This window comes from Mycobacterium shunyiense (genome assembly GCF_058270035.1).
This window is the reverse complement of the sequence record NZ_JBZDPT010000031.1, coordinates 280,111-294,525: the sequence shown is the minus strand read 5'-3', so window position 1 is coordinate 294,525 and position 14,415 is coordinate 280,111. Positions and strand designations below refer to the sequence as shown.

Genomic DNA, 14,415 nt, shown 5'->3' with positions numbered 1-14,415 from the left:
TGGTGGGGACTCTGTGCGCCCGGGCCACGCCCCGGTATCCGAAGATGCGTCAATTTGCTACCCGCGGGCGGGTTTGACGCCATATCGTGGGCAATCGCGGGACTTCCGATTACGGCGATAGCGGGTACGAACTGCTGAGATGAAGCTGGCGGGGCGGGAAGAAGAACTGGCGACGATCCGTCGCTCCCTTGGTGGGCCGGGAACCCATCACGGTGTGGTGATCGTCGGCAGTGCCGGGGTCGGCAAGACCCGGTTGGCCCGGGAGGCCCTCAGCCACGCGGCGGCGTCCGGACACCGGACCAGTTGGTTCGTCGGGACCGAATCCGCACGTGCCATCCCGCTCGGTGCGTTCACCGGATCGATCAGCCAGAGCATGTGCGATCCGTTGCCCGACGTGCGGCGCGTGATCGATTCCTTCGTCGCTCACCAGCGCATGGGCAAGGTGGTCATCGGCGTCGACGATGCGCACCTGCTCGATCCGTTGTCCGCGCACGTCGTCCATCAACTGGCGCAGACCCAGGGAGTACGGCTCGTCGTCACCGCGCGTTCCGGTGGCCCGGAACCCGACGCGGTGACCGCCCTGTGGAAGGACAGCCTGCTCGACCGGATCGACCTCGAACCGCTGTCCGCCGCGGCGGCAGCCACGCTGATCGAGTCGGCGGTCGCCGGCCCGGTGGACAGCCGCAGCACGCGCCGGTTCTGGAAACTGACCGGAGGCAACGCGCTGTACCTGCTGCAGCTGGTGAAGGACCAGATCGCCGCCGGGCGGATGCGCAAGTCCGCCGGGGTGTGGATGTGGGACGGCGATGTGGCCGTCTCCCAGAGCATCACCGACATGGTCGGGCGTCGCCTCGGTGGACTCGAGCCCGGCATGGCGTTGGTGCTCGACACGCTGTCACAGTGCGAGCCACTGAGCGTCGACGTTCTGGGCGATCTCGTGGAGCCCGCCGACCTGGAAGCCGCAGAACAGATGCATCTGGTCAGGGTCGACCGCTCCGGGCGCGGACTGGTGGCGACCCTCGCGCATCCGTTGTACGGCGAATTGCGCAGGGCGACAGCCGGGGAGATGCACCTGTCGAGGATCCGGGGGAAACTCGCGCGGCGGCTGGAGTCGGAGGCCGACGGAGATATGCGGGCGACGGTCCGCCGCGCGTTGCTGGCCCTGCACTCCGACCTGCCGCCGGATCCGGAGCTCTACCTCACGGCCGCCCGCTGCGCTGCCGTCCTGCTCGACCCTGATGCCGCCGACCGATTCGCCGCTGCCGCAGCCGAATGCGGTGCACCGGAGGCGGCGCCCATGCGGGCCATGACGCTGATCCTGCTGAGCCGGGGTGAGGAGGCCGAGGCCGTACTGCGGGACATCAGCGCCGACGGCCGTCCGGACAGCCACCACTGGGCGACGGTGCGGGCGGCCAACCTGGCGTGGCTACTCAGCAGACCGCGCGATGCCGGTGACATATTGGAAAAGCTTTCCGGCACAGTAGAATCCGATGAGCAACGGATGGAACGGCTGGCCATGCAGGCCTGTGTCGATGCCGTGCTCGGCCACTGTGTGAGCGCGGAGAAGAATGCCAGGACCGCCCTGGAATCGGACGGACTTCCCGATCTACACGCGATGATGGCCTCGATTGCCTTGATGATGGCGTTCGGCGCGCTCGGACATGTCGAAGAGATCAACGACGTCGCGGAGCAGGCCATCGAACGGGCCACCTCGTCGTTCGAATCGTCGCCCATGCGGTTCTGGCTCGGCGCAGTCCACGCCCGTGCCTGCCGGTTGACCGGCGGTATCGACAGCATCACGGCGATGGCGGCCCGGCTCGACGAATCGGCGCGTGACATGCCCGGCTTGGTGTACGCCAACCTCGCCCACCTGCTGGGCCACGCCGAACTGGTGCGCGCCGATCTCGGTGCCGCCGTCAAACATCTGCACGAGGCTTACGCCGGTGCCGAGACACACGAGATCACCACGGGTTTGCGGGTTGCCAGCTGTTTCTCGCTGGCCGAGGCGCACGCCAAGCTCGGCCAGACCGCCGCGGCCGAGGAGGCGCTGGCCTGCGCCGAGCGGCGGGTGCCCGACGACTACGTCTTCATGAACACCGCGATGTCGGTGGCCACCGGGTGGACGTTGGCGGCCGGCGGTGCGCTGACCGATGCCATCGATGTGGTCCGCGCAGCGGGACGCGATGCCGGGCAACGCGAGCAGCCGACCCATGAACTGCTGTGTCTGCAGACGGCCGCCCAGTGGGGCGACACCACCGGTGCGGCGCGCGCACGCGAGCTGGCTGACATGTTGAAACTGCCGCTCGCCCAAACGGTGGCCGGTCATATCGAGGCACTGGCAGCCGATGACGGTACCGGATTGCTCACCGCCGCAAAGGAATACCGGGCTCTCGGTGACCGGGCCACCGCCGCCGACGCGATGGCGCAGGCCGCGGTCGCGTTCGGCCGCCACGGGCAGGGCAAGCGCAGTGCCTACGCCGCCGCGTTGGCCCAGGAGGGCGCCGACGAATGCGGCGGGCTGTGCACCCCGGCGCTGCGCAACCCGGCCGGACAGCCGCTGACCGGAAGGCAGCGCGAGATCGTCGAACTCGTCGTCGCAGGGCTGAGCAACAAGCAGATCGCCGGACGGCTGGTCATGTCGGTGCGCAGCGTCGAAGGCCATCTGTACCGGGCCTGTCAGCGGGTGGGCGTCAGTTCACGCGAGGAACTCGCCGCGATCATCCGGCGGGGTCCGAAGGGGCTGTGACGACGCCTCTGAGTAGATCTGCCGCTTCGGTCTGGTAGGCATGCTCGGCCCAATCCAGTGGTGTGGAGCCGAATCTGCGGTCGGTGATGGTCGCGTCGGCGCCGGCGTCGAGGAGTCGTCGGATCAGTTCGAGATCACCGGACCAGGCGGCCTGGTGCAGGGGCGTCGCGCCGTCGTCGTCGAAAATGTTCGGATCGTGGGGGAACACCGGGACGACGACGCGCACCCCGGATACGTCGATACCGTGCCGGGCCAGCAGGTCGAGCCGGCCGGTGAAGCCATGCTCGGCGGCCCAGCCGATCTGGCGGCTCCACATCTCGGCACGCGTTTCCATGGCCTCACCGAGCCTCAGCTCCCACGGGCTCGGTCCGGCCTCGGCCAGGCCGCGGGCGAACAACAGTTCCAGATGGGAATCGTCGGCGCGGAACATCCGGTTGTACAGCGTCTGTTGGTCGGCCGGATGTGCGCCGCGATCGAGCAGAAGCGTGGCCAGCTCGGGTGCGAAGCGATGCCGGGGTTGACGACGCGGACCCTGTTCCCCCTCGCCGAACACACCCGTGAGCACCGTGAAGGGCGTCGACATCCCGCACCAGAGGTACCCGGCATTCGGATCGGCGCCGGCGTCGAGCAGCAGTGTCGCGCTGGTGATGACGTCATCGGCGCTGCGGCCCAACGGAACCCGCGAATAGCACAGGTACATCAACGGAACCCAGCCGAACGGTCCGCCGCTGGTGTTCGCGAGCGCCGGGCGGTTCGTCAGATGCTGTGCCAGCGCGGCCGGATCCGCAGCCGAAGCGGCAGCCCAGATGTGTTCGTCGACCAGATTCCGCTCGGAGCCGAGCAGCTTCGCGGCGGCCTGCCACTGGGGCGGAGCATCGGTTTCGTTGTAGCGCAATGATGCCCACGAACAGAAGCGATCGGCGGTGTCGAGGTTGTCCTCGTCGAGCGCGCCTGGGTCGATGCTGAGCTCGGCCGCGTCACGAAGATAGTGCACGAGTCTGGGCCAGCTGCTGAAACCGTAGGCGCGGGCGACGGTCAGCTGCGCCTGGTGCAGCGGGACGCGATTCGCGCGCTGCAGCCTGCGGGCTTCATCGCGGAGGTGCTCGATCGAGGGGTTGCTCGGCAGACGGCTGGCCATGACGGCCTCCTCTCAGACGCCCGCGTCCGCGAATCGGGCTGAGAAGAGGTCGGTCACAGAGCAACTCAACGAGCAGGGAGGCTTGGCCTCTTCGAGCGGACGTCGGGCGTTCCTGCACGCCCGACGTCACTCTACCGGCCGGCGAGCGTGCGTGGAATGCCGGTGTTCGACGGTGTGTCGACCGGCAGACACGCACGCTCGCGGTGCAAAGGGCCCCTAGGTGCAGACGGCGCCGACGGCGGCGGACTGGACCAACTTGGTGTACTTCGCCAGGACGCCGGTGGTGTAGGTCGGGGGAAGCGGCTGCCAGCCGTCCTTGCGGCCGGCGAGTTCGGCCTCGTCGACCAGGATGTCGAGTGTGCCGTTGGCGACGTCGAGCCGGATCCGGTCACCGTCGCGAACGAACGCGATCGGCCCACCGTCGACGGCCTCCGGAGCGATGTGCCCGACACACAGGCCGGTCGTCCCGCCGGAGAACCGGCCATCGGTCATCAGCAGCACGTCCTTGCCCAGCCCGGCGCCCTTGATCGCGCCGGTGATGGCCAGCATCTCGCGCATACCCGGGCCGCCCTTGGGGCCCTCGTAGCGGATGACCACGACGTCGCCGTGAGTGATGGTGCCGTCCTCGAGCGCGTCCAGCGCAGCCCGCTCGCGCTCGAAAACCCTTGCGGTGCCCTCGAAAACGTCGGATTCAAACCCTGCGGACTTCACGACGGCACCCTCTGGGGCGAGCGATCCGTGCAGGATCGTGATGCCGCCGGTCGGGTGGATCGGGTTGTTCATCGCGCGCAACACCTTGCCGTCGGGGTCCGGCGGCGCGATGTGGGCCAGGTTCTCGGCCATGGTCTTACCCGTCACGGTCAGGCAGTCGCCGTGCAGCAGACCGGCATCCAGCAGTGCGCGCATGACCACCGGGACGCCGCCGATCTCGTCGACGTCCTTCATCACGTGGCGGCCAAAGGGTTTCACGTCGGCCAGGTGCGGCACCTTGTTGCCGATGCGGGTGAAGTCGGCCAGGGTCAGCTCCACCTCGGCCTCACGTGCGATCGCCAGCAGGTGCAGCACCGCGTTGGTGGACCCGCCGAACGCCATCACGACCGCGATGGCGTTCTCGAAGGCTTCCTTGGTCAGGATGTCGCGCGCGGTGATGCCGCGGCGCAGCATCTCGACTACGGCCTCACCCGACTTACGGGCGAACTCGCCGCGCCGCTTGTCCACGGCCACCGGAGATGCGCTGCCCGGCAACGACATTCCGAGCGCCTCGGCTGCCGACGCCATGGTGTTCGCGGTGTACATGCCGCCACAGGCGCCCTCGCCCGGGCAGATGGCGCGCTCGATGATGTCGACGTCCTCCCGCGACATCAGCCCGCGCACGCACGCCCCGACGGCCTCGAAGGCGTCGATGATGGTGACTTCCTTCTCGGTGCCGTCGGTGAGCTTGGCGACACCCGGCATGATCGAGCCGTTGTAGAAGAACACCGAGGCCAGATCCAGGCGGGCCGCGGCCATCAGCATGCCCGGGATCGACTTGTCGCAGCCGGCGAGCAGCACGGAACCGTCAAGGCGCTCGGCCTGCATCACGGTCTCGACGCTGTCGGCGATCACCTCACGGGAGACCAGCGAGAAGTGCATCCCCTCGTGGCCCATCGAGATGCCGTCGGACACCGAGATGGTGCCGAACTCCAGCGGGTAGCCGCCGGCCTCGTGCACACCGGCCTTGACGTCCTGAGCGAGCCGCTGCAGCGACATGTTGCACGGGGTGATCTCGTTCCACGACGAGCCGACGCCGATCTGCGGCTTGACCCAGTCGTCGTCGCCCATCCCTACCGCGCGGAGCATTCCGCGGGCTGCGGCCTTCTCCAGGCCGTCGGTGACGTCGCGGCTGCGGGGCTTGATGTCGGGCTGGTCGGAGGAAGACATGCAGGTAAGTATGCCCCCGGGTTAGTTAGCCGCCCAAATTCTTTAGCGTGCCCGAGCGGCGCAGGTCAGCCGGTCCACTCGGTGGCCTTGACGGTCAGGTCGAGCCCCATGAGGAACCCGATCACGGTGCACACGATCGACACCAACGGCCACACCCACAGCCAGCGGCGGGTGAAGAAGACCATGACGATGCTGCCGGCGAATCCGGCGAGCAGGCCGCCGCCGATCCAGCCGAAGATCGTCGGATAGACCTGATCGTCATACGGGGTCGGGCCGCAGGTGGCGTGGCAGGTATCGGTCGACATCGCGAAGAACAACGACAGCCATGCGGCGGCGGCCGCACCGAGCACCGCGACGATCCACAGCGCCACGGCGAGAACCACGCTGACCACGGTGACCGTGGTGCCGACCGCAGATTTCCGGCGGGCAGCCGGGGCCACGGGATATGGGGCCGGCTGGACGGGCGGGTACCCCGGTGCGGGATACACCGGCGGCTGGCCGTGGGGCCCAGGCCAGGGTGGCATCGTCATCGGAGTCAGCGTATCGGCCGAGCGCCGGGTTGTTTTGCGGCATTTCTCCCGGCCAAACGGACGTGCATACCCCGGTGGGGTACCGGTATGATGGGGTTCATGGACGTGGCTGACGGCTCGGGCGCACATGGCTACTCGGCGCAGAAGGAGAACTACGCCAAGCGGCTGCGCCGGATCGAAGGCCAGGTCCGGGGCATCGCCAAGATGATCGACGAGGACAAGTACTGCATCGACGTGCTCACCCAGATCAGCGCCGTCAACAGCGCTCTGCAATCCGTGGCCCTGGGTCTGCTCGACGAGCACCTCGGGCATTGTGTGACGCAGGCGGTCTCTGAGGGCGGTGACCAGGCAGAGGCCAAGCTGGCCGAGGCATCGGCTGCCATCGCTCGCCTGGTGCGCTCCTGACCGTGCTGATCCTCAAGCTCGCACTCGTCGCCTTCATCGTGGCGGCAGTGGTGTTCATCGTCGTCACGGGCATCCGGCGGTGGCGCAAGGATCCGGACCTGGTCGACCTGAGCGAGGCGTACGCGGCGCGATACGGAGCGCCGATGGCAGGTAACTGGACCCCGCCGATCGAGGACAACGTCCAGATCGTGGCCGAGGAGCCGTTCGACGGCAACCGGGAACCGCGCTAGCCGCCCAGCGCCTGCTCGATCCGCTCGACCTTCGCAGTGAGCTGCCCGGTGTATCCGGGCCGGATGTCGGCCTTCAACACCAGGCTGACCCGCGGGGACACCGCCGCGACGACCTCCACGGCCTGTTTCACCACGGCCATCACCTCGTCCCATTCACCTTCGACGTTCGTGAACATGGCGTTGGTCTCGTTGGGCAGGCCTGAGGCCCGCACCACCCGCACGGCCTCGGCCACCGCGGCGCTGACACTTCCGGACTCGTCCCCGCCGGCGGGGCTGATGCTGAACGCGACAATCACAGTGTCGATTGTGCGCGGACTCACGACACCGGTCGAACTCTGATCAGTGCTTGCTGAACAGCGTCGGGCGGACCGCCAGGATCACCCGGTCCGCGGCGTCGGGTGGCACCTCGTTCAGTGATCCGCTGTAGCGGTCGTTGAGGGCCAGGAAGAACGCCGCCGTCGGGTCGGGCACGATCTCGTCCACCACGCCGCGCACCTCCAGGTAGCGGTACGGGTTGTCCGGATCGTGGATCGACATGGCCACCTCGGGATGCGCCGTCACGTTGCGGTACTTCTGGCGCTTGGTGGTGTGGGTGAAGCGCAGGTGCGTGCCATCCCACTCGAACCACATCGGATTGACCTGCACGGTGCCATCGGGCCTGGTGGTGGCCAGATGGCCGAACAACGGCCTCGTCAACAGGTCTTCATATCCATCGGGCACTGCAACCACTGTGGATCCTCTCGGGTCGGCAACCACGCACGGCAACGTTATGGCACTACCGTGGCATCCCAGAATGACCTTCAGCGTCACCGGCGAATCGCTTTCCGCCCACACCAGCCCGTGGACACCGCGTGTTGCCACGCAACTCGCCGTTCTCGCAGCGGCGGCGTTCATCTACGTCACCGCCGAGATGCTCCCGGTCGGTGCCCTGCCGGCGATCGCCACCGACCTCCGGGTCAGTGAGGGCCTGGTCGCCACACTGATGGCCAGTTACGCCCTGGTCGCCGCACTCACCACGGTCGCGCTGGTCCGGCTGACGGCACGCTGGCCGCGACGCCGGACCTTGGTCGCCACCCTGGTGTGCCTGACCGTCTCGCAGGTGATCTCGGCGCTCGCCCCGAACTTCGCGGTGCTGGCCGGTGGGCGGGTGCTGTGCGCGCTGGCCCATGGACTGATGTGGTCGGTGATCGCGCCGATCGGCGCCCGGTTGGTCCCGGCCAGTCACGCCGGCCGGGCCACCGCGGCGGTCTATGTCGGCACCGGTCTGGCCCTGGTCGTGGGCAACCCACTCGCCGCGGCGATGAGCGAAATGTGGGGCTGGCGGCTTGCCGTGGTGGTGATCGCCGTGGCTGCGGCGGTGGTGGCGCTGGCCGCATGGACGACGCTGCCACCGCTCGCGCCCGGGGCCGGCTCGACCGCGGTCGGTGGGGCGGGGCAGGGACGTCGACGAAACCGGCGTCTGCTCATCCTGTCCACCGTGACGATGATCGGTGTCACCGGGCACTTCATCGCCTTCACCTTCATCGTGGTGATCATCCGCGACGTGGTCGGGATCCACGGCCCACATCTGGCCTGGCTGCTCGCGGCGTTCGGGGTCGCGGGTCTGGCCGGGATGGCCGCAATGGCCCGGCCGTTGGACCTGTGGCCGAAGGCGTCGGTGCTGGGGTGCCTCACGGTGCTGGCCGCCGCGCTGCTGACGCTGTCGGTACTGGCCGTCGAGCACGACCCCGGTCGGGTGGCTCTGGTGCTCGGCGCGCTGGCCATCGTGGCCTGGGGCGCCGCCTCCACAGCGTTGCCGCCGATGCTGCAGGCCTCGGCGATGCGGACCTCTCCGGAGGACCCCGACCGAGCCTCCGGCCTGTATGTCGCCGCCTTCCAGATCGGCATCATGGGCGGTGCGCTGATCGGCGGCGGGATCTATGACCACGGCGGAGCGGCGCCGACAGTGGCCGCGGCTGCGGCCCTGATCATCGTTTCGATGTGTGGCGTCGCGTCGTCCCGCGGCGTATTCGTAGTTTCCTGCCCCACCACGGAGAAGTAACGCGAGCACGCTCACACTCGATAAACACCGCAGTTCAGCGCCGTGCAGCCGGTCGCTGTCGGGGGATGGCACCTTCTCGCGGCGGTAGCTGGTCATGGTGCTGTGAGAGACTGGAGCGAGTTGTGCTGTCTGGAGGTTACTCATGCCGAAATCGGCAAAACGTCGACTGATCACTGCTTTCATGGCTGCGGGGCTGTTCGGTGGGCTGGTGCTCAGCCCGTCCGCATACGCAGACCCCGAGGCGCCGCCGGCGCCCGTCGACCCTGCTGTTCCGGGCCCCCCGCCCGGCGCGTACATCCCGCCGCTGCCTGCCGACCCGGCCGACCCGGCCGCCGTCGCTCCGGGCGCTCCGTCGACGCCCGCGCCGATCGTCAACTACGGCTCCCCGACCGTCCCGTTCACCGAGGGCAACGCGCCCGGGCAGAGCTCCGAGCCGTTCACCGGCGAAGCACCGTTCCTGCCGCCGTCGTTCAACCCGGTCAACGGGTCGATGGTCGGCGTCGCCAAGCCCATCTACATCAACTTCCAACGGCCGATCGCCAACCGGCAGATGGCCCAGGACGCCATTCGGATCACCTCGAACCCGCCGGTGGCAGGCCGCTTCTACTGGGTCACCGACACCCAGCTGCGTTGGCGCCCGCAGGACTTCTGGCCGTCCAACACCGTGGTGAACATCGACGCGGCCGGCACCAAGTCGAGCTTCCGGGTCGGCGACTACCTGGTGGCGACGGTCGACGACAAGGCCCACCAGATGGAGATCATGCGCAACGGGAAGCTGGAGAAGACCTTCCCGGTGTCGATGGGCAAGCCCGACGGCAAGCATGAGACCAAGAACGGCACCTACTACGTGCTGGAGAAGTTCCCTGACATCGTCATGGACTCATCCACCTACGGTGTGCCGGTGGACTCCAAGGAGGGCTACAAGCTCAAGGTGAAGGACGCTGTCCGCATCGACAACAGCGGCGTCTTCGTGCACAGCGCGCCGTGGTCGGTCGCCCAGCAGGGCCGGAGCAACGTCAGCCACGGTTGCATCAACCTCAGCGCCGAGAACGCCAAGTGGTTCTACGACAACTTCGGCAGCGGCGACCCGGTCGTGATCAAGAACACCGGTGGCGGCTGGTACAACACGCCTGACGGTGCCTCCGACTGGCAGATGTTCTAACACCTGCCTGCCGAGCAGACACAAAACTGCCCCTTTTCAATTGAAATTGAAAAGGGGCAGTTTTGCGTCTGCTCGCGGGTACGTCAGTTCCAGATCCGGACCCGCTGGTCCGGCTCGAGGTACAGCTCGTCGGAGTCGGCCACGTCGAATTCCTCGTAGAAGGAGTCGATGTTGCGAATGACGCCGTTGCAGCGGAACTCCGGCGGTGAGTGAGGATCCACGGCCAGGCGCCGGATCGCCTCGGCGTCACGAGATTTGGTCCGCCACACCTGTGCCCAGCCGAAGTAGACGCGCTGCACGCCGGTGAGTCCGTCGATCACCGGGGCCTCCTGGCCCTTCAGTGACAGCTGGTAGGCCAGCAGCGCGATGGACAGCCCGCCGAGGTCGCCGATGTTCTCCCCGACGGTGAACGCGCCGTTCACATGGTGCGAGCCATCGAGTCCGCGCGGCGTGAACTGCTCGTACTGGTCGATCAAAGCCTTTGTGCGGACCCCGAATTCGGCGCGATCGGCATCGGTCCACCAGTCCACCAGGTTGCCGTCACCGTCGTACTTGGCGCCCTGGTCGTCGAAACCGTGGCCGATCTCGTGCCCGATGACCGCGCCGATCCCGCCGTAGTTGGCGGCGTCGTCGGCCTCGGCGTCGAAGAACGGCGGCTGCAGAATGGCTGCGGGAAAGACGATTTCGTTCATTCCCGGGTTGTAGTAGGCGTTGACCGTCTGCGGCGTCATGAACCACTCGTCGCGGTCCACCGGCCCACCCAGCTTGGCCAGTTCGCGGTCGGAGTTCACCACGTGGCCCCGGCGGTAGTTGCCGTACAGGTCGTCGCGCTCGACCACCAGCGCCGAGTAGTCGCGCCAGCGGGCCGGATACCCGATCTTGGGGGTGAACTTGTCGAGCTTCACCAGCGCCTTGGCCCTGGTCTCCGGCGTCATCCAGTCCAACTCGTTGATGCTGACCCGGTAGGCCTCGCGCAGGTTGGCCACCAGCTCGTCCATCCGGGCCTTGGCCTCCGGCGGGAAGTACTGCTGGACGTAGAGCTTGCCCAGCGCATCGCCCATCAGGCCCTCCACCAGAGAGACGCCGCGCTTCCACCGGTCGCGGTTCTGCTCGGTGCCGCTGAGGGTGCGGCCGTAGAAATCGAAGTTCTCGGCCACCAGGTCGTCGGTCAGCAGGCCGGCGCGCGAATGGATGACGCGCCAGCGGGTCCAGGCCTTCCAGTCCTCAAGATCCTCGCTCGCCCACAGCGCGGCGAACGCCGTCACGTAGTCGGGCTGACGCAGCACCAACTCGGAGACCTTCTCGGGGGTGGTGCCGAGGGCGCCGAGCCAGCCGGTCCAGTCGAAGCCGGGGGCGTCGCCGGACAGGTCGGCGAAGGTGCGCAGGTTGTAGGTGAGGTCGGCGTCGCGGCGCTTGACCACATCCCAGTGGGCCGCGGCCAGTTTGGATTCGAGCGCGACGATCCGGGCCGCGGTCTCGGTCTGTGCCTCCGCGGTGTCTGCGCCGTAGACCAGCGTGAACATCCGGGCGATGTGGCCGGGGTAGGCCGCCAGGATCTCGGCGTGTTGCTCGTCGCGGTAGTAGGACTCGTCGGGCAGCCCGATGCCGGACTGGCTCATGTGCAGCAGGTAGCGCGTCGAGTCCTTGGAATCGGTGTCCACATATACGCCGGCTCCACCGGAAACCCCGGTGCGCTCCAGGCCGCCCAGCACCGAGGCCAGCGCATTGCTGTCGGCCGCGCCGTCGATCAGGGCGAGCTCGGCCAGCAGCGGTGCCAGGCCGCGCGTGGCGATGGTCTGCTCGTCCATGAAGCTGGCGTACAGATCGCCGATCCGCTGCTCGTCGGTGCCGGGCTCGGCGCCGGACGCTGCTGCCTGGGTGATCAGATCGCGGATCTGTTCCTCGGCGCGGTCGTGCAGGAGCCGGAAGGCGCCATCGGTGGCGCGGTCGGCAGGTATCTCGTAGTCGGTCAGCCAACGGCCGTTGACGTGGCCGAACAGATCGTCTTGCGGGCGTGCCTGCGGGTCGACATGGCTCAGGTCGATACCCGACTTGATCGCTTCTACCGTCACCCCGACATTCTTCCAGACGGCTGCGGGTGCGCTGGGACGGTTCGGCTGCCGGTACCCTCACGGCCATGCCCGAGGCGCCGAGCAAGGACAGCAAGGTCAGCAAGGACAGTACCGGCGATCATTCCGGCGGTGTCTTCACCGGCTTCGGCTTCGCCTCGGCGGTCGCGGGCCTGATCGCCGTCGCCGCGGTGGTCCTGGCCGCGATGGTGTGGACCGGCCATCGCAGTGAAGCCGACGAACGCGCGTACCAGACCCGGGTGCTTCGGGCGGCCGCCGACTGGACCAACATCCTGATCAACATCAACAAGGACTCCGTCGAGGCCGGTATGCAGAAGCTGCGCGAGGGCACGGTCGGTCAGCTCAACGCTGACTTCGATGCGGCCGTGCAGCCCTACCGCGATCTGGTGCAGCGGCTGCAGGCCCGCACCACCGGCCAGATCGACTCGGTGGCCATCGAATCGCTGTACCACCCGCCGCCGGGCCCGGACGGTCGGCCGGTGCCCGCACCCAAGCCGGAGCTCGCAGGGATGGTGTCGCGCACCGACACCGTGCTCGTGGTGGCCACCTCGGTCAGTGAGAACGCCGGCAGCGACAAGCCACAGACCGTGCGCTGGAACCTGCGGCTGGACGTCTCCGACGTCGACGGCAACCTGATGGTCTCGCGGTTGGAGCCGATCCGATGAGGAACCGATTGCGTGTCCTGGCGTTCGATATCGCCGCCCCGCTGGCCGCCATCGCGGCGGTGCTCTACATCGGGCTGGCGCTGTCCTGGCCGCTGTGGTGGGTGTCGCTGTGCTCGGTGCTGTGCCTGCTGATCGTGCAGGGCGTCATCGTCAACGTCGTGCTGGCCCGGCGCGACGGCGTGACACTGGGCACCGATGACGATGCCCCCGGGCTGCGTCTCGCAGTCGTGGGCGTGGCAGCCGCCGCCGTGGTGGCCGCGGTGACGGTGGGATACCTGCGCTGGACGGTGCCCGACCGCACCTTCAACAACGACCGTGACGAGGTGGTGCGCATCGCCAGCAGCGTCTCGGAGGCCACCGCCACGTTCAGCCCGCAGAGCCCGACCTCCTCGATCGACCGCGCGACGGCGATGATGTCGCCGGATGAGGCTCAGCAGTTCAAGAACGAATTCGCCAATGTCGCAAAAGAATTGGCGAGCAAGAACGTGTCCGCCACAGCGGCCACCGTTTCAGCCGGGGTGGAGGCGCTCGGCCCGCAGGTGGCCAGTGTGGCCGTGGTGCTGCGCGGAACCCAGAGTGCTCCGGGCAAACCCACCGACAATGCGGTCATGGCGCTGCGGGTGGCCTTGAGCAAGAGCGACGGGCGTTGGCTCGTCGAGAATGTCACCCCGCTGCACTCCCGCTGAGCCTCAGCGAACCGTCAGGCGAAGTGGCCCAACCGACCCGGGCTACTTCGCCTGACGCTGCGCGGAGAGCTTGGCGAACCGGTCCGAGAGGCGCTGCATGCGCAGCAGCAGCGAGGCCGGCGGACTGGTGGTGCCCTCCAGATAGTCGGCGAAGGACTCGTTCGATATCCCGATGCGCGAGGCGAACTCGGGTGCCTGCAGTTCGGACCGGCGAAGCATGGCCTGGATCTGGTGGGCCACCTCGGCGCGCTCGGTGGCTTCCAGGTGCTCACGGGTGCGCACCAGGACCTCCGACAGCGCCTTGGACACCCCGTAGGGGCGGGCGGTCTGCAGCACTTCCTCGACCTGACGGGCAGTGCGGCCGTAGGGGTCACGCTTGATCGCAGCGACGATGCGCTGCCAGACCGCCATGTCGTCGGTCTCCAGGGCGGCACGGATCGCCGCGGTCGGCCAGTACTCGACCGGCCGGTCGTCGAAGGCGGGCTGACGCTGCTGCGGCGCGGCCTGGCCCTGACGCGGTGGTCGTGGCTGTGCCGGCTGCTGTGAGCGCTGTACCGGTGTGCGTGACGTCTGCGTTCCTTGTCCCTGTGTGCGTTGTCCCTTGGTGTCGTGCCCAGGAGTGCGTTGCTCCTGTTTCCGTTGTACCTGGGTGGACGCATTCTGGGAGCGTTGTGCCGAACTGCGTTGCCCGGAAGTGCGTGACGCGGTATCGCGCTGTGATGTCGTGCGCGGAGCCGAAGCGTCGCGTTGAGCGGCCGCGGGTCGTTGAGTCGACGCCGGTCGCTGGGCGTTGGCACGTTGC

The 14,415-nt window shown here is 68.0% G+C and carries 13 protein-coding genes and 1 pseudogene; 7 read left to right on the top strand and 7 right to left on the bottom strand.

What is annotated here, in order from left to right; genetic code table 11:
* Positions 1-139: 139 nt before the first annotated feature.
* Complete coding sequence (locus tag AC4ELS_RS18555; protein ID WP_448448022.1) at positions 140-2,746, top strand: LuxR C-terminal-related transcriptional regulator; 2,607 nt, start codon at positions 140-142, stop codon at positions 2,744-2,746.
* Here AC4ELS_RS18555 and AC4ELS_RS18550 read toward each other — a convergent pair.
* The 3 genes from AC4ELS_RS18550 to AC4ELS_RS18540 all read right to left on the bottom strand — a co-directional run bounded on the left by AC4ELS_RS18550 (position 2,718) and on the right by AC4ELS_RS18540 (position 6,334).
* Positions 2,718-3,884, bottom strand: coding sequence for an ankyrin repeat domain-containing protein (locus AC4ELS_RS18550; protein WP_448448024.1), 1,167 nt, complete (start codon positions 3,882-3,884; stop codon positions 2,718-2,720). The two genes, AC4ELS_RS18555 and AC4ELS_RS18550, sit on opposite strands and share 29 nt — an antisense overlap.
* A gap of 216 nt (positions 3,885-4,100) precedes the next feature.
* Positions 4,101-5,804 (bottom strand): dihydroxy-acid dehydratase, encoded by a 1,704-nt coding sequence (ilvD, locus tag AC4ELS_RS18545; RefSeq protein ID WP_064881144.1) that lies wholly within the window; start codon positions 5,802-5,804, stop codon positions 4,101-4,103.
* 65 nt (positions 5,805-5,869) lie between these two features.
* Positions 5,870-6,334 (bottom strand): hypothetical protein, encoded by a 465-nt coding sequence (locus AC4ELS_RS18540; protein ID WP_463807010.1) that lies wholly within the window; start codon positions 6,332-6,334, stop codon positions 5,870-5,872.
* 99 nt (positions 6,335-6,433) lie between these two features.
* Between AC4ELS_RS18540 and ricR the strand changes: the two genes are divergently transcribed.
* Both ricR and AC4ELS_RS18530 read left to right on the top strand, forming a co-directional pair.
* The gene (gene ricR, locus AC4ELS_RS18535; RefSeq protein WP_064881149.1) at positions 6,434-6,739 is read left to right on the top strand and encodes a copper-sensing transcriptional repressor RicR; all 306 of its coding nucleotides are present in this window, start codon (positions 6,434-6,436) and stop codon (positions 6,737-6,739) included.
* 2 nt (positions 6,740-6,741) lie between these two features.
* Positions 6,742-6,969, top strand: a complete 228-nt coding sequence (locus AC4ELS_RS18530; protein ID WP_064881142.1) for a hypothetical protein — start codon at positions 6,742-6,744, stop codon at positions 6,967-6,969.
* On the opposite strand, the gene AC4ELS_RS18525 is transcribed toward AC4ELS_RS18530, so the two are convergent.
* Together AC4ELS_RS18525 and AC4ELS_RS18520 are read right to left on the bottom strand one after the other, a co-directional pair.
* On the bottom strand, positions 6,966-7,265 hold the full coding sequence (locus tag AC4ELS_RS18525) for an MTH1187 family thiamine-binding protein (RefSeq protein ID WP_055119508.1): 300 nt from the start codon (positions 7,263-7,265) through the stop codon (positions 6,966-6,968). The genes AC4ELS_RS18530 and AC4ELS_RS18525 overlap by 4 nt on opposite strands.
* Before the next feature lie 43 nt (positions 7,266-7,308).
* Complete coding sequence (locus tag AC4ELS_RS18520; RefSeq protein ID WP_064960788.1) at positions 7,309-7,698, bottom strand: PPOX class F420-dependent oxidoreductase; 390 nt, start codon at positions 7,696-7,698, stop codon at positions 7,309-7,311.
* Between the two features lie 64 nt (positions 7,699-7,762).
* On the opposite strand from AC4ELS_RS18520, the gene AC4ELS_RS18515 reads away from it, so the two are divergent.
* On the top strand, positions 7,763-9,010 hold the full coding sequence (locus tag AC4ELS_RS18515; RefSeq protein WP_064881137.1) for an MFS transporter: 1,248 nt from the start codon (positions 7,763-7,765) through the stop codon (positions 9,008-9,010).
* Between the two features lie 142 nt (positions 9,011-9,152).
* Positions 9,153-10,172, top strand: coding sequence for a L,D-transpeptidase (locus tag AC4ELS_RS18510; RefSeq protein WP_064960786.1), 1,020 nt, complete (start codon positions 9,153-9,155; stop codon positions 10,170-10,172).
* Positions 10,173-10,255: 83 nt separating this feature from the next.
* Here the strand turns inward: AC4ELS_RS18510 and AC4ELS_RS18505 are convergent, their stop codons facing one another.
* On the bottom strand, positions 10,256-12,244 hold the full coding sequence (locus tag AC4ELS_RS18505; RefSeq protein ID WP_499048563.1) for a M13 family metallopeptidase: 1,989 nt from the start codon (positions 12,242-12,244) through the stop codon (positions 10,256-10,258).
* Positions 12,245-12,309: 65 nt separating this feature from the next.
* On the opposite strand from AC4ELS_RS18505, the gene AC4ELS_RS18500 reads away from it, so the two are divergent.
* Positions 12,310-12,927: a hypothetical protein gene (locus AC4ELS_RS18500; protein ID WP_055121009.1), complete on the top strand. Its 618-nt coding sequence runs from the start codon at positions 12,310-12,312 to the stop codon at positions 12,925-12,927.
* Positions 12,924-13,613, top strand: a complete 690-nt coding sequence (locus AC4ELS_RS18495; protein WP_499048559.1) for a hypothetical protein — start codon at positions 12,924-12,926, stop codon at positions 13,611-13,613. The genes AC4ELS_RS18500 and AC4ELS_RS18495 overlap by 4 nt, the downstream gene beginning before the upstream one ends.
* A 42-nt stretch (positions 13,614-13,655) precedes the next feature.
* On the opposite strand, the pseudogene AC4ELS_RS18490 reads toward AC4ELS_RS18495, so the two are convergent.
* Positions 13,656-14,102 (bottom strand): annotated as a pseudogene (locus tag AC4ELS_RS18490) (hypothetical protein); the annotation flags it as partial.
* Between the last annotated feature and the right edge of the window lie 313 nt (positions 14,103-14,415).